Genomic DNA, 15030 nt, shown 5'->3' with positions numbered 1-15030 from the left:
CTGGAGTCGGCTCTGAGAGGCGCTGAAACCCAATCGGCCGCCTCGGGTAGCGCGCTCGTGCCCGACACCGACTCGGCTTCGCGGATGGGTCACTGGCACGGCCTCGTCCTCATAATGATTACTCTCGTCTCTTGCCGCCGACCATCGCCACCGGGAGTGGCGCTCGGCGGTACGCAGTGAGAGTGATCATTATCAGTCGCTCGCGGCGGGTTCCTCGCGACTGTCCGAGAGGTGCTCCCAGACTTCGGTGCAGCCCGCCCCGTCGGAGAGGTCGTCGAGGTGGTCGTACTCGGCGGTGTCGCGGTCGCCGATTCGGTCCGTCGCGTCGTCGTCGGAGTCTCTGGTCTGGCTCATTGGGTCGGTGTCGCGTGGTCGCTCTCGGGGTCGTCTCGTCGGCCGTACAGCTCGGGGGCGACGTCGGCGGGGGCGTGCTGTCGCTGCCCCCCGAGGGGGCTCTCGATCGAAGCGCAGTCGTCTGTCGGGACCAGGTCGGTCATCGAATCCGCGTATGCCCCCGCCCCGCATAAGGGTCGCTTCCGGAGTAAATCGGACCACTACTCCCGGATACCGGAATTCCGTTCCGGCTTCTACGACGGCTCCTGTGGGCCGAAACCGACCGACAGCGCGGGGATTGTGTGCGAGACGGCGTCACCGACAGCGTCGCCCTTTGTGACCGCCGTCAGAGACGGGGCTCCCGAGCGCGTAGCCAGTCGTGTGACGACTCGACTTCGTATCCTCGACGACGGTGCGTGGCTCTCTGTCGACGACACGCGGCAGGTGAGCGTGAGCGAACTCTGGCGGCTCGACGCCCCGGGATTCTGCGAGTGTGACCTCTCGGATCTGGTCGTCGAGAACTTCCTGGAGGTCGGTATCGACGGCCGAACGGTCGAAGTCCGCGTCTACGGTCAGTGCATCGCCTGCGGGACGCAAGCGACGACCGGCTGGGTGCCCGTCGGCCGGGTCGTCGACGGTGCATTCGAGGATATCGACCGCGAGAGCGTTCTCCGACCCCGATCCCGAAAGAGTAAGCAACATTCTCCGGATAGTGGGAGCACCGGGCAGGGTTGACGGCACGCGTTCGCCTTTGAGTATCGGTCTCCTGTGTCCGATAAGATGCCAACGGACGTCGAGAACTGGAAATCAGCGGTCTACGGGAACGAGATACGCGAACACCTGTTCAGGTTCGCCGAGGAGGGCTACGACGCCATCCCCGACGACGAGCGCGACGCGTGGTTCGAGCGCTTCAAGTGGTGGGGACTGTACCACCAGCGGAACGGCCAGGAGGGCTACTTCATGATGCGGATCGGGACGCCGAACGGCGTGCTCGAACCGGGGCAACTGCGCGTCGTCGGCGAGATCGCGAACGAGTACGCGACCGGGCCGGGCACGAACCCGATCTTCGGCGACGCCTACGCCGACTTCACCACCCGGCAGTCGATCCAACTGCACTGGATCGAACTCTCGGACGTGCCGGCGATCTTCGAGAAACTGGAGGCGAACGGGCTCTCCACCCAGCAGGCGTGTGGTGACTCCTGGCGGAACATCGTCGGGAACCCCGTCGCCGGCAAGGACGGCCAGGAGGTCGTCGACGCCTGGCCCGTCATCCGCGAACTCAACGAGACGTTCAAAGGCGACGACGACCACTCGAACCTCCCGCGGAAGTGGAAGGTCTCGGTCACCGGCTCCGCCGACGGTTCTGGACAGGGCGACATCAACGACCTCGCGTTCGAGCCGGCGTACAAGGAGATCGACGGCGCGGACGTCGTCGGCTTCAACGTCCGCGTCGGCGGCGGCCTCGCGCGCAACGAGCCGCGGTTCGCCCGCGACATCGACGTGTGGGTACGCCCCGAGAACGTCCCGGCCGTCGCCGGCGGCCTCTCGGCGCTCTTCCGTGACAACGGCGACCGCGAGGACCGCTACAACGCCCGGATCAAGTTCCTCGTCGACGAGTGGGGAGCCGAGCAAGTCCGCGAGACGCTCCAGGCGGAGTACGTCGACTTCGAGTTGCACACCGCCGGTCGCGACGTCCGCGAAGAGTACACCTACAACACCGGCGAGGGCGAGCGCAACGACCTCGTCGGGGTCCACGAGCAGCACGATGGACAGAAATTCGTCGGGCTCAACGTCCTCGTCGGCCGGATGGGCGCCGACGACGTCCTCGACCTCGCCGACCTCGCCGACGAGTACGGCTCCGGCGAAGTACGGCTTTCTCAGCGACAGAACGTCATCGTGACCGACGTCCCCGAGGCCGACCTCGATGACTTCCTCGCCGAGCCGCTCCTCGAACACTACTCGCCCGACCCCTCGCCGTTTATGCGCGGCTCCGTCGCCTGTACGGGCACCGAGTTCTGTTCGCTCTCGATCGTCGAGACGAAGAATCGCCAGGTGCGCTTCGCGCGCTGGCTGAAGGAGAACGTCGACCTGCCCGACGACGTCGAGGAGTTCCACATCCACCTCTCGGGATGTACGGCCTCCTGCGCGCAGCCGCAGATCGCCGACGTGAGCCTCCGCGGGATGAAGACCCGCAAGAACGGCGAGGCGGTCGAGGCGCTCGACGTCGGCCTCGGCGGCGGCCTCGGCGAGGAACCGCAGTTCGCCCGCTGGGTGACCCAGCGCGTCCCGGCCGACGAGGTCCCCGGCGCGATCGCGAACCTGATCGACAGCTTCGCCGCCGAGCGCGAGGCGGGGGAGTCCTTCCGCGCGTTCGTCGACCGCCACGACAACGAGGAACTCGACGCCTTCGTCGAGCCCGAGGAGACGGACTACGAGGACCCGATGCTGCACAACACGAAGATGACGTGGTACCCCTACGCCGAGGAAGACGGGATGGACGCGGCCCCGCCCACGCCGGCAGACGACTGAGCCGACGATGCCGGACCGCCTCCTCAAGGTGAACGCCTACACGACGCTCGACCTCGTCGACGCCACCGCGCGCGGCCACGACTTCGACAACGAGGCGCTCGCCGTCTTGAACGTCACCGCGCCGCGAGAGGGCCCCGATCACGTGACGCTCCAGCTCGAACTCGACAACGCCCAACTCGACTCACTCCCGGCGCACGCCGACGAGGTCACGCTCTCTGCGACGGAAGCACGGACGCTCGCGGACGCGCTGTACTCGTACGCCGACGACGTCGACGACGCGGGCGATCGCTGATCTCTCTTTTCACCTGCCACTACACGCCCCAGAGAACCGCGATTCCGGCCGTCCCCACGACCGCGAGGAGCAACTGGAGCGGCCCGCCGACGCGCACGAAGTCGGTGAACTCGTAGCCGCCGGGACCGTAGACCATCAGGTTCGTCTGATAGCCGACCGGCGTCACGAACGACGTCGCCGACGCGAACATCGCCCCCAGCAGGAACGCGAACTCGTTCGCGCCGAGGCGTGCGGCCGCGTCGACGGCGACCGGGATCGCGAGCACCGCGGTCGCGACGGGCGTGATGACGCTCGCCAGCAACCCCACGGCCACGTAGAGCACGAACAGCACCGCCGCGTGCGGGAGCACGCCGCCGATGGCGACGAGGAGTTCTGCCAGCAGAGCCGCCCCGCCGGTCTCCGTGAGCGCGACCCCGAGCGGGATGACGCCGGCGAGCAGGAAGATCACGTTCCAGGAGACCGCGTCGTAGGCGTCCGACGTGGAGAGACACCCCGTCACGACCATCGCGACGACGCCGGCGAGCGCGGCGATCACGATCGGTAGCAGATCGAGAGCGGCGACCGCGACGACGCCGAGCAGGATCCCGACCGCGACCGGCGCGGTCGAGGAGACGGACGGGAGAGTCTCGTCCTCGTCGCCGAGCCGCTCTTCGAGTCCGCGCTCGTCGACGACGAGGAGTTCGTCGGTGTCGCTGAAGTAGCGCAGCGACGCTGGCGTCGTTCGCAGCAAGAGTAGATCCCCCGCTTGCAGCGTCGCCTCGCTGATCTCGGTACGGATCAGATCGCCCTCGCGGCGGATCGCCAGCACCGTGGTCCGGTGGTACTCGCCGAATCCGGTCTCGGCGACTGTCTCGCCCACGTGCCGCGAGCCCTCGGGCACGAGTGCACGGGCCAGCGTGCTGTCGGTGGCCGACGTCTCGAAAGTGTCCTGCGTGACCGACTCCCGAAGTAGGTGGCTCACGTCCGCCTCCTCGCGGAACCGATTGACGGCCTGGACGGATCCGTGGACGACGAGGACGTCGCCCGCTTCGATCGGCATATCGCTGTGCGGACCTGCGATGCCCGTCCCGCCGCGCCGTAACTGCAGGAGCCGAACGTCCGGATGCTCCGCGTCGAAGGCGTCGAACGCGGCCCCGACGGCGACCGACCCCTCGCGTACCCGCATAAACGCGAGGTAGTCCGAGAGGTCGAACTCCGAGACGCGGTCGGCGTCGGCCGGAATCCGCGCGGGCGTGAGTCGTCGTCCGACCGTCAGGAGGTAGGCGGTCCCGACGACCAGCAGCACTGCGCCGAGCCCGGTGAACTCGAAGATCCCGATCCCGTCGCGTCCGTCGATGAGCACGCGGGCGAAGTCGCTCGCGAGGATGTTCGTCGCCGTCCCGACGAGCGTGAGCGTTCCGCCGAGGATCGCCGCGTACGACAGCGGCAAGAGGAGCTTCGAGGGACTGGTGTTCGTCCGCTCGGCCAGGTCGGTGATCATCGGGATGAAGACGGCGACGACGGGCGTGTTGTTGACGAAGCCGGCGATCGGCCCGGTCGTACACACCGTCGCGACGAGCGCGCGGAACTCGCTGCCCTCGGTCAGATCCGCGAGGACGACGCCGAGCAGCTTGATCAGTCCCGTCTTCTGGATCCCCGCGCTCAGCATATACATCCCGATGATCGTGACGGTCGCCGGATTGGCGAATCCGGAGATGGCGGTCCTCGCGTCGACTCCGGTCCACGGTTCGAGGACGACCAGCGCGGCGACGATTCCGATCGCTGTGACGTCGTTGGGGGCGACCTCCGTCACGAACGCGACGAGGGCGAGGACGACCAGCCCGAACACGACGGCCACGCCGGGCACCCCGAAAGGCGGCATCTGCCTCGGAGTCTCCCGGAGCGTTCATATACGTTTCGAGGGTACTCATTCGCTCGCCGTCCATCGCGCGTCTGACCGCCACGCCCTTCTGTCTGTGAGCCGTCATAAAAACGGATGCTCGGGACGTTCATCGATCGACTGACGCACGCGGTCGACCCGGCCCGGGAAGCACTCGTCCCGATTCTCTCGGAGCCGGCAGTCCTCTTCGGTTGGGCGGTCGCCGTCGCCGCCGCGCTCGGTGCGTTGTGGTGGGACCTCCGCGAGCGAAACACCGGGCTCTCCTCGCTGATGGAAGGCATCTGGGGGCTCGTCGTCCTCTATTCGGGGCCGTTCGGGCTCGGCATCTACTGGCTGAGCGGTCGTCAACAGATGGCGCACGACTCGCTGTGGCGACGCGGCGCGCGCTCGACGGCCCACTGCTTTTCGGGCTGTGGCGCGGGCGAAGTCACGGGCGTCGTCGTGCTCGTCGGCCTCGTCGCCATCCAGAACGCGCTCGTCACTACGCTCGGCACGTTCGCGCTCGCGTACCTGTTCGGATACGCACTCACGGCCGGGCCGCTCCTGCAGGACGGCGAAGCGCTCTCGACGGCCGTCCGCGACGCGCTGTACACCGAGACGCCGAGTATCACCGTGATGGAAGTCGTCGCGATCGGGACCGACGTTCTCCTCGCCGGCGAGGCGACGATCGGCACCGCGCTATTTTGGGGCGGTCTGATCTTCTCGCTGTCGCTGGGCTTCGTCGCCGCGTATCCGGTCAACGTCGCTCTCGTCGCTGTCGGCGTCAAAGAGGGAATGAGCGACCCGACGGCTGCAAAGGGAAGCGACGCGAGCGCCGCCTGATCGGTTTCGAAACCGAACTTTTTGGCTCTCCCCACTACGGATCTAGAAGTGAAAACTGCGGTAAGTCGGGAGCCCCTACTAGCGACTGGTGAGACACGATGGAACAGCAGTACGTCACGCGGTGGTTTCTCGGCGCCCTCGTCGCCGTCGGTGCGCTCCTCCTCGTCGGGCCACTCCTGCTCGGAGTGGGCGGTAGCACGATGGGATGGGGGAGCGGAATGACCGGCGGGACGTGGGGACCGATGCACGACTCTTGGACGGGAAGCGGAATGATGGGGTCGACATCCGGGTGGTGGCTCCTCGTCGCGATAGTGTGGCGACTCCTCCTCGTCGTCGCGCTGATCGGCGGCGGATACTTCCTCTACCGCGCGGTCGCCGCGGACCGCCCCGATCCGGCGATTCGAGAACTGCGGCAGGCGTACGCTCGCGGCGACCTCTCCGAGGAGGAGTTCGAGCGCCGGCGGGATCGGCTCGAACAGGAGCAGTAGTCGGCGACCCGGGCGCTCGTCCCGACTCAGGCCGAAGCGTCGTAGCCGGCGTCGTTCACGGCGGCCACGAGGTTTGCGACGGCGGCGTCGCCCTCGACCGTCACGGCGTTCGATTCGCGATCGGCCTCGGCCGATTCGACGCCCGAAACCGACAGGAGCGTGTCTTCGACCGTCTGTTCGCAGTGTCCACAGCTCATTCCCTCGACGGTGAGCGTCTGCGTCTGGCTCATCACTCGCGTCGTTGCTCCTAGTGTGATATGTGTCTCTCGGTTTTTCTTCTTCGACCAGCGCCCGCCGCGACTTTCGAAACGAAAGCGCTCCGGCAAACGTACTTTAGCCGTCGACACGAACAGTATGTATGTCCGCGCTCGACGAGACCGACGTTCGTATCCTGGAACTGCTCGTAGAGGACGCCCGACGCCCCTACAGCGACATCGCCGAGTCGGTCGACCTCTCCCCACCGGCCGTCTCGGATCGGGTGGAACGACTGCGCGAATCGGGCGTCATCCGGCGCTTCACCGTCGACCTCGACCGCTCGCAACTCCGCGCGGGGGTGCCCGTCCTCGTGACGCTGGAACTCCCCTCCGACGTGGTCGAGACCGTCCGCGACGACGTCGTCGGTGCGGAGCCAGTCGAACACGTCTTCGTCACTGCCGAGGGCGATGTGGTGTTTCACGCGCGCCTGCGCGCCGATGCCGTGCGCGAGCAACTCGACCGCCTCGTCGACCTCTCTCGCGTCGACGACTACGAGGTGACCGTCGTCGGCGACGTCGAGTGGAGTCCGGCGCTCGGCGGCGCCGAGTTCGCGCTGTCGTGTGCAGAGTGCGGGAACACCGTCACGAGCGAGGGCCGTAGCGAGCGCTTCGACGGCGAGCGCTACCACTTCTGTTGCCCCTCCTGTCTGGCGCAGTTCCGCGAGCGCTACGAGCAGTTCGAGGCCGACGCTGCGTGACCGTCCGCCGACTGCTGACTGTCGACCGCTGACTGCTGACTGCTGACTGCTGACTGCTGACTGCTGACCGCCGACCGCTGACCGTTGGTTGCTGATCGCTGACCGATCTGACTTTGGATTCGAAGGTTTCGGCACTCGAATACCAGAGGTCTGAAAGGGACAAACGAGGTAAGAGAGGGTCCCCTAGTACTACCTAAGATGAGTACACGGACAACTCACCTCGACGTCCGAGGAATGTCCTGTGCCAACTGTTCGCAGTCGGTACAGGGAGCGTTGGACGCACTCGACGGCGTCGAGGACGCGACGGTCAACTTCGCCACCGACGAGGCGACGGTGACGTACGACCCCGAGCGGACGTCGCTCGGTGAGATATACGACGCCATCGTCGATTCCGGCTACGATCCGGTCTCGGAGACGGTTTCGATCGCAATCACGGATATGTCCTGCGCCAACTGCGCGGAGGCGAACCGGACGGCGCTGGAGTCGACGCCCGGCGTCGTCAGCGCGGACGTGAACTTCGCGACCGACGAGGCGCAGGTGGAGTTCAATCCGGGCGAGGTCACGATGGAGGACCTCTACGACGCCATCGCGGCCGCCGGCTACGCGCCGGTCCGAGAGGACGACGACGGCGGCGACGGCGACGCGGGCAGCCGTGAGGACGCCCGCGACGTGGCTCGGAAAGCCGAGATCCGTCGCCAGAAGCGACTCACGCTCTTCGGGGCCGCGCTCTCGACGCCGCTTCTGGCGATGCTGGCGCTGCACCTGTTCGCACCCGGCACCGTGCCGGAGGCGATTCCCGGAACGAGCCTTCCCTTCGGCTGGGTCGCGTTCGCGCTCGCGACGCCCGTACAGGTCATTCTCGGTCGCGAGTTCTACGAGAACAGCTACACGGCGATCGTGAAGAACGGCACGGCCAATATGGACGTGCTCATCGCGCTCGGCTCCACGACGGCGTATCTGTACTCCGTCGTCGCGTTGCTCGGCATCCTGCCGGACGCGGGGCTGTACTTCGACACCGCCGCGCTGATCCTGGTGTTCATCACGCTCGGTAACTACCTCGAAGCGCGCTCGAAGGGCCAGGCATCCGAGGCGCTCCGGTCGCTGCTCGAAATGGAAGCCGACACGGCCACGCTCGTCGACGACGACGGCACCGAGCGCGAAGTCCCGCTCGAAGACGTCGCAGTCGGCGACCGGATGAAGGTCCGTCCCGGCGAGAAGATCCCGACCGACGGCGTCGTCGTCGACGGCGAGTCCGCGGTCGACGAGTCGATGGTCACCGGCGAGTCCGTCCCCGTCTCGAAAGCGGACGGTGATGAGGTCGTCGGCTCGACCGTGAACAAGAACGGCGTGCTGGTCGTCGAGGCGACGAAAGTCGGCTCCGACACGGCGATCCAGCAGATCGTCCAGACGGTCAAGGAAGCGCAGTCGCGGCAGCCGGAGATCCAGAACTTCGCCGACCGGATCTCGGCGTATTTCGTCCCAGCTGTCATCGTCAACGCCCTGTTCTGGGCGACCGTCTGGGTGCTGTTTCCGGCGCAGTTGGCCGGCCTCGTCGAGGCGCTCCCGCTGTGGGGCGTCGTGGTCGGCGGCCCGGCCGCGGCCGGCGGCACCGTCTCGACGCTCGAATTCGCGGTCCTCGTGTTCGCGTCTGCCGTCCTGATCGCGTGTCCCTGTGCGCTCGGCTTAGCGACGCCCGCGGCGACGATGGTCGGCACTTCGATCGGCGCCCAGAACGGCGTGCTGTTCAAAGGCGGCGACATCCTCGAACGCGTCCGCGACGTCGACACCGTCGTCTTCGACAAGACCGGCACGCTGACGAAAGGCGAGATGTCGCTGACCGACGTCGTCGCGCTCGAACCCACGCCGGACGGCGGTCAACTCCGTGAGGTCGACCGCGACGAGGGTGATGCAGACGAGCCAGCGGAACCCGACGAGCGCGTCGCCCCCGAGACCGAGGTGCTTCGGCTGGCGGCCGCCGCCGAACAGCACAGCGAGCACCCGCTCGCGCAGGCGATCGTCGACGGCGCGCGCGAGCGCGGTATCGACGTCCCCGACAGCGACGACTTCGAGAACGTCCCCGGTCACGGCGTCCGTGCGACCGTCGACGGACAGACCGTCTTGGTCGGCAACCGCCGCCTCCTCGAAGACGCCGGGATCGACCCCGCGCCCGCCGAGGACGCGATGCGCCGCCTGGAGAGTGAGGGCAAGACCGCGATGCTCGTCGGGCGCGTGCCCGCCGACGCGGAAGCCGCCGCCGTCACCGGCGAGGTCCTCGGCGTCGTCGCCGACGCCGACACGGTGAAAGAGACCGCGGCCGACGCCGTCAGCGCGCTTCGAGAGCGCGGCGTCGACGTCCGGATGATCACCGGCGACAACGAGCGGACGGCCCGCGCGGTCGCCGAGCAGGTCGGCATCGACCCCGAGAACGTCCGCGCGGAGGTGCTCCCCGACGGGAAGGCCGACGCCGTCGACGCGATCCAGGCGGAGGGCCGGAAGGCGATGATGGTCGGCGACGGCGTCAACGACGCCCCGGCGCTCGCGGCCGCCTTCGTCGGCACGGCTATCGGCTCGGGCACGGACGTCGCCATCGAGGCGGCCGACGTGACGCTGATGCGTGACGACCCGACCGACGTGGTGAAAGCGATCCGGGTTTCGGAGGGGACGCTCGCGAAGATCAAGCAGAACCTCTTCTGGGCGCTCGGGTACAATACCGCGATGATCCCGCTCGCCTCGCTGGGGCTCTTGCAGCCGATTCTGGCGGCGGGCGCGATGGCGCTGTCGTCGGTGTCGGTGCTGACGAACAGCCTGCTGTTCCGTCGGTACACCCCCGATCACGACTACAGAGTGCTCGGGTTCCTGCGCGGACGGAACTGAGCATCGCCCTTTGGCTTCCTCCGACCCGCTTCTCGTTGCGGGCCGCTCTCTAGCCCCGTGCCATCGATTCACAGCGGTCGGTCGGGTGCTTCGCACAACCGAACGGATTTGACGCCGGAGTCCGAACCCGGCGCCGATGACAAAAGTCAACGTCTCCCTTCCCGCGGAGGCGGAAGCGAACGTCGCGGCGTTCATCGACGAGGTAGACGAGCGGCTCTCCTCCGAGGAGGAGATCTGCCGCGTCGTCACCGAGACGCTCGTCGATCTCCACGGGGACCGCGAGGCGTACGACCGCTGGCAGGCCGGCGAAGACATTTCGGCGGCCGAGCGCGTCCGACTCCAGGGGTACGACCCCTGCAACGCGACGCTCGAATCGGAGTACTACGCCGAGAAAGACGAGGACCGATTCCAGCGCTCGAAGTACCTCCAGTGGCTCTGGCGGCAGTTCGACGCGACGCCGATGGCCGACAACGTCGACTTCGCGCTCCGGTTCCGGCAGATGCTAGCCGACCACCTCTTCGAGGAGTGCGGCGACGACTGCCGGTTCTTCAAGGGGATCACGTTCACCTACGGGCACAACATCACTGTCGGCGACAACGTCGTCATCCACGACGACGTCCACCTCGACGACCGCGGCAAACTCACGATCGGCGACCGCGCGTCGATCTCGGACAACGTCCACCTCTACAGCCACGACCACGACGTCGTCGACCAGACCGACGTCGAGAACTACCACACGGTCGTCGACGACGACGCCCGCGTCACCTACGACGCGATGGTCCGCGCTGGCTGCCGCGTCGGCGAGAACGCCGTCGTCGGCGCGCGTTCCGTGGTCCAGGGTGACGTCCCGGACCACCACGTCGCGGCCGGCATCCCCGCCAAGAGCCTGAAGGTCAAACCCGGCTGGGAGTCCGTCGCCGACCCCGTCGAGGACACACTCCGGAACCGACAGGCCGAGCGCCGGATCGAGTACGACCTGCCCGAGGAGGTCGAGACGTTCGACGAATTCCAGCGGGAGTTGACGCCGCCGGACGCAGCCGAGTGACTCCGACCTGCGTCTGTTCGCGAGGGCGGAACTTTTGTACCCACGAACAAGACATCTAAACAATGAGGCACGGTGACGAGGGACAGCCTGCTGAATCGAACGACAGCGCGCCGAGCAGCGTCGAAGCGACACGACGTTCCATCGAGATCCTCCGCAGTCTCAAGGAAGACGGCTCCGCGAATCTGACGGAGATCGCTGACCGACTCGGCTATTCGAAGAGCACTGTCCACCGGCACCTCTCTACGCTCGAAGACGAGGGCTACGTGACGAACACCGACCACGGCTATCAGGTCGGACTGCTGTTTCTGGACTACGGCATTCACGCACAGAACGAACACGACCTCTATCAGATCGCCAAGCCCAAAGTCGACGACTTGGCGAACGAACTTGACGAGAAGGTGTGGATTATGGCTGAGGAGAACGGGTACGGGATCTTCCTGTATCACAACGCAGGCAAACAGACGGTCGAGACATACACGCGCGACGGGTACCGCGCGCGCTTGCACGCCTTCGCGGCCGGCAAGGCCGTCTTGGCGTTTATCGACCGCGAGAAGGTCGAAGACATCTTGGATCGACGCGGTCTCCCGGCCGAGACGTCCCGGACGATCACCGACCGAGCGGAACTGCTCGACGAACTCGAAGCCATCCGCGAACGGGGAGTCGCGTTCAATCGAAGCGAGTCGATCCGTGGCGTACACGCAGTAGCTGCCCCGATCATCGGTTCCGACGACGAACCGGTCGGCTCGCTCACCGTCGCCGGCCCAGCGAACCGATTGAAAGGCGAGTATCTGACCGAAGAGCTCCCAGAACTCATCCTCGGTGTCGCGAACGAGATCGAAGTCAATCTCACCTACGGCTGAGTACCTCGTCGCACTCGTTCCGCTGCCCGGAACAAACGCCGCTCTCTTTCTGTCGCTATCGTCTCTGAATCTTGATATAGTGCTCCACCCCGATATCTCCGCTTCTTTTGTAGCCCTCGCACTGCGTACCGCAATATCGGCTGATCTTTCAATATAAAATTATACAAAAGTATAATAACTTACAATAAAAAAGCAACCGCAGTATAGCGTTCTTGCAGCACGAATATCAGCTAAACAATAGTTTTATAGTATATCATCTTTTTTCATACTGATGAGGATGTCAAACGATAGCACGCACATCGATAGGCGGACGGCGCTCAAACTGACCGGCGCGTTCGCGGCCACGGGGGCGTCGGCACTCGCCGGTTGCGCCGGCGGCTCCGGCGGGTCGTCCGGGACGTCGACCGGCACGGACGCGTCGACGGGGACGAGTGAGAGTGATGCCGGAGGCTCGACGTCGGGTAGTTCCGACCCGACCACCGTTGTTCACGGCGCGACGAACGGCGGCACGACGGGGATTCTCACGACGGTGATGCAAGAGCAAGGTATCGACGAGAAACACGGACTCTTGCTCCAGCCGGAACTGTTCGCGAGCCCACCGAAGGTCCAACAGCAACTCGTGTTCAACGCGGACATCCCGACAGGATACATGGGATCGATCGTGGCGACCCGGATGCACTCGAAAGGAGAGCATCCGCAACTCATCGGCCCGTATATGCTGTATCACTCCTACATCATCACGCGCTCGGATAGCGACATCGACGCGCCCGAGGATCTTCGCGGAAAGCGCGTCAGTTTCGCGTCGACTGCCGCTGACGCTTGGCTGAAGTTCGTCGTGATGCTCGATGAGGCCCACGACGTCAAACGCGAGGAGTACGAGTTCGTACAGGCTGCGCCGCCGGCGGCACTGTCGCTGCTCGAAAAAGGGGAACTGGATGCGGTCCTCTCGTTCGAACCGCTGGTCTCGAAGGCGCTGTTGAAATACGATTTCGAGGTCGTCTTCTCTCCGCGAGAGGCCTGGCGCGAGGCCGAGAGCCTCCCGCTGACGACGGTTGACCTAGCGTGGACGAAACAGTGGTACGAGGCGAACCCGGACGCCGCGACCGGCCTCGCCAAGGCCTTCATCGAAACCCAGCAGTACCTCACCGAGAACATCGATGGTGTTGTCGAGAACTACAGCGACTCCTTCGGCCTCGAAAACCAAGAACAAAAAGACCTCGCCAAAGAGCGTCTCGTCGATATCTACCCCGCCGAGTGGGACATCGAGGCGTTCCAGGAGTCCGAAATGAAGATGGTCGAAAAAGCCCGGGACCTCGGCCTGATCGAAGCCGAACCGACCGAGAACATCTTCAACGAGGTTCTGTGAGATGTCGCTGGAGGCTTCCGATTCAGTATTCGGCCGTGGTACGCCACTCAGACGGCTGTTCCAGCGATACCAGCGCTACATTTACTACACGATCTCCGTCGTCGCCTTCCTCGCGTCGTGGGAGATCGTCGCCCGGTTCGTCGCCGCGGATCTGCTTCCGAGTGTCGTCCCGGTCGCGAACGAGATGGTCTCCATCGCGGTCAGCGGGGCGTTCGCCAACCACCTCGTCGACACCCTCGGACGAGTCGCGGTCGGCTTCTTCCTCGCGTATGGGGTCAGTATTCCACTCGGCATCGCGATGGGTCGGGATCACCGTGCGGAGTATCTCTTCGACATCCCGATCCTAATCGGTATCTCCGTGCCGGGACTGGCGGTCGCGATCGTCGCGATCATCTGGTTCGGGCTCTCGGAACTCGCCGCGTACTTCTCGGTGTTCTTCCTGGCGACGCCGATGATCGTGTTCAACTTCTGGCAGGGGACCAAGTCCATCGACGAGGACCTCATTCGGATGGGACGCTCCTTCGAGGTCTCGCGGTTGAGCCTCGTCCGCAACGTCGTTCTGCCGTCACTGCTGCCGCACCTACTTGCGGCGGCGCGCTTCGGCCTCGCGATCAGTTGGAAGATCGTTGTGATCGTCGAACTGCTCGGCCTCACCAGCGGCATCGGCTTTATGATCAATCGGCAGTTCCAGTTGTACTCCGTCGTCGGGGTCTTCGCCTGGACGTTGGAGTTCACACTCGTGATGATGGCAATCGAATTTGGCCTTCTCAAGACGATTGAAAAGCGCGTGACCAAGTGGCGCGATGACGGCCACTCCGGAGGGGCAAGAGCAGCATGACGAAAATAGAGATCGACAGCGTCGACAAGCAGTACCGGCAGATGGATGGCAACTCTCTGCAGGTGCTCGATGACGTCCGCTTCGAGACCGACGAGAACGACTTCCTCTGCATTCTCGGTCCCTCGGGCTGCGGAAAGTCGACGCTTCTCAACATCATCGCGCAACTGGAAGAACCCTCCGCGGGCTCGGTCGCGGTCGGCTCGGAGAACTCCCCGACCGACGTCTGCTTCGTCTTTCAGGAACCGCGGTTGCTCGATTGGCGCACCGTCAGACAGAACATCGAGTTCGCGCTGGACGGCAAAGGTGTCCCGAAAGACGAGTGGAACGAGCGGATCGAGACCTACCTCGAACTAGTCGGCCTTGAGGATTTCGTCGACGAGTATCCCCGGTCGCTCTCCGGCGGGATGCAACAGCGAGTCTCCATCGCCCGCGCGATGGCAGTCGAACCCGACGTGATCCTGATGGACGAGCCCTTCTCCAGCGTCGACGAGATCACAGCGCGGAACCTCCGCAGCGACCTCGTCGACATCTGGAAGGATCAGGAACGAACGATCGTCTTCGTGACGCACGACGCCATCGAGGCGACGTATCTGGCAAACCGCGTGCTCGTGATGTCACACCGCCCGTCGAGCGTTCTGGTACAGGAGGAGATCGACATCGACAGACCGCGCAGTATCGACGACCCGGAACTCGTCGAACTAGCAGAGGAGTTCGTCGGACAGCTCGAAACCCGTGCGGGGGCGACGACGTAA

16 protein-coding genes are annotated in these 15030 nt (G+C 65.4%); 12 read left to right on the top strand and 4 right to left on the bottom strand.

Annotated features, from left to right (window positions below):
* Positions 1 to 192: 192 nt before the first annotated feature.
* Both D3D02_RS20860 and D3D02_RS20595 read right to left on the bottom strand, forming a co-directional pair.
* Positions 193 to 354, bottom strand: a complete 162-nt coding sequence (locus D3D02_RS20860) for a hypothetical protein (RefSeq protein WP_199723022.1) — start codon at positions 352 to 354, stop codon at positions 193 to 195.
* On the bottom strand, positions 351 to 497 hold the full coding sequence (locus tag D3D02_RS20595) for a hypothetical protein (protein WP_158599322.1): 147 nt from the start codon (positions 495 to 497) through the stop codon (positions 351 to 353). The genes D3D02_RS20860 and D3D02_RS20595 overlap by 4 nt, the downstream gene beginning before the upstream one ends.
* Before the next feature lie 217 nt (positions 498 to 714).
* On the opposite strand from D3D02_RS20595, the gene D3D02_RS06185 reads away from it, so the two are divergent.
* The 3 genes from D3D02_RS06185 to D3D02_RS06175 are packed head-to-tail and all read left to right on the top strand — an operon-like array spanning position 715 to position 3154.
* The gene (locus D3D02_RS06185) at positions 715 to 1068 is read left to right on the top strand and encodes a hypothetical protein (protein ID WP_121569102.1); all 354 of its coding nucleotides are present in this window, start codon (positions 715 to 717) and stop codon (positions 1066 to 1068) included.
* Positions 1069 to 1113: 45 nt separating this feature from the next.
* The gene (locus tag D3D02_RS06180) at positions 1114 to 2862 is read left to right on the top strand and encodes a nitrite/sulfite reductase (RefSeq protein WP_121569101.1); all 1749 of its coding nucleotides are present in this window, start codon (positions 1114 to 1116) and stop codon (positions 2860 to 2862) included.
* A gap of 7 nt (positions 2863 to 2869) precedes the next feature.
* Positions 2870 to 3154, top strand: coding sequence for a DUF6360 family protein (locus tag D3D02_RS06175; RefSeq protein ID WP_121569100.1), 285 nt, complete (start codon positions 2870 to 2872; stop codon positions 3152 to 3154).
* Positions 3155 to 3173: 19 nt separating this feature from the next.
* Here D3D02_RS06175 and D3D02_RS06170 read toward each other — a convergent pair whose 3' ends face one another.
* The gene (locus D3D02_RS06170) at positions 3174 to 5015 is read right to left on the bottom strand and encodes an SLC13 family permease (protein WP_121569099.1); all 1842 of its coding nucleotides are present in this window, start codon (positions 5013 to 5015) and stop codon (positions 3174 to 3176) included.
* Between the two features lie 114 nt (positions 5016 to 5129).
* On the opposite strand from D3D02_RS06170, the gene D3D02_RS06165 reads away from it, so the two are divergent.
* Positions 5130 to 5855 (top strand): DUF4396 domain-containing protein, encoded by a 726-nt coding sequence (locus tag D3D02_RS06165; protein WP_121569098.1) that lies wholly within the window; start codon positions 5130 to 5132, stop codon positions 5853 to 5855.
* Between the two features lie 98 nt (positions 5856 to 5953).
* Positions 5954 to 6343, top strand: a complete 390-nt coding sequence (locus tag D3D02_RS06160) for an SHOCT domain-containing protein (RefSeq protein ID WP_121569097.1) — start codon at positions 5954 to 5956, stop codon at positions 6341 to 6343.
* Positions 6344 to 6369: 26 nt separating this feature from the next.
* Here D3D02_RS06160 and D3D02_RS06155 read toward each other — a convergent pair whose 3' ends face one another.
* Positions 6370 to 6573: a heavy-metal-associated domain-containing protein gene (locus tag D3D02_RS06155; protein ID WP_121569096.1), complete on the bottom strand. Its 204-nt coding sequence runs from the start codon at positions 6571 to 6573 to the stop codon at positions 6370 to 6372.
* Between the two features lie 128 nt (positions 6574 to 6701).
* On the opposite strand from D3D02_RS06155, the gene D3D02_RS06150 reads away from it, so the two are divergent.
* From D3D02_RS06150 to D3D02_RS06120, 7 genes are all read left to right on the top strand, one after another.
* A complete protein-coding gene (locus tag D3D02_RS06150) occupies positions 6702 to 7295 on the top strand; it encodes an AsnC family transcriptional regulator (RefSeq protein WP_121569095.1) in 594 nt (197 codons plus the stop codon).
* Positions 7296 to 7493: 198 nt separating this feature from the next.
* Positions 7494 to 10169: a heavy metal translocating P-type ATPase gene (locus tag D3D02_RS06145; protein WP_121569094.1), complete on the top strand. Its 2676-nt coding sequence runs from the start codon at positions 7494 to 7496 to the stop codon at positions 10167 to 10169.
* A 136-nt stretch (positions 10170 to 10305) separates the two neighbouring features.
* Positions 10306 to 11214 carry an acyltransferase gene (locus tag D3D02_RS06140; RefSeq protein WP_121569093.1) on the top strand — a complete coding sequence of 303 codons (909 nt, stop codon included), beginning with the start codon at positions 10306 to 10308 and terminating at the stop codon, positions 11212 to 11214.
* Positions 11215 to 11276: 62 nt separating this feature from the next.
* Positions 11277 to 12074 carry an IclR family transcriptional regulator gene (locus D3D02_RS06135; RefSeq protein WP_121569092.1) on the top strand — a complete coding sequence of 266 codons (798 nt, stop codon included), beginning with the start codon at positions 11277 to 11279 and terminating at the stop codon, positions 12072 to 12074.
* A 271-nt stretch (positions 12075 to 12345) separates the two neighbouring features.
* Positions 12346 to 13440, top strand: a complete 1095-nt coding sequence (locus D3D02_RS06130) for an ABC transporter substrate-binding protein (protein WP_121569091.1) — start codon at positions 12346 to 12348, stop codon at positions 13438 to 13440.
* A 1-nt stretch (position 13441) separates the two neighbouring features.
* Entirely contained in the window at positions 13442 to 14278 is an 837-nt protein-coding gene (locus D3D02_RS06125; protein WP_121569090.1) for an ABC transporter permease, read from the top strand.
* Positions 14275 to 15030 (top strand): ABC transporter ATP-binding protein, encoded by a 756-nt coding sequence (locus D3D02_RS06120; RefSeq protein WP_121569089.1) that lies wholly within the window; start codon positions 14275 to 14277, stop codon positions 15028 to 15030. Before D3D02_RS06125 ends, D3D02_RS06120 begins: the two co-directional genes overlap by 4 nt.

The organism is Halobellus sp. Atlit-38R, from assembly GCF_003665925.1.
GTDB classification, from domain to species: domain Archaea; phylum Halobacteriota; class Halobacteria; order Halobacteriales; family Haloferacaceae; genus Haloquadratum; species Haloquadratum inordinatus.
This window is presented reverse-complemented; position numbering and strand designations above follow the sequence as displayed.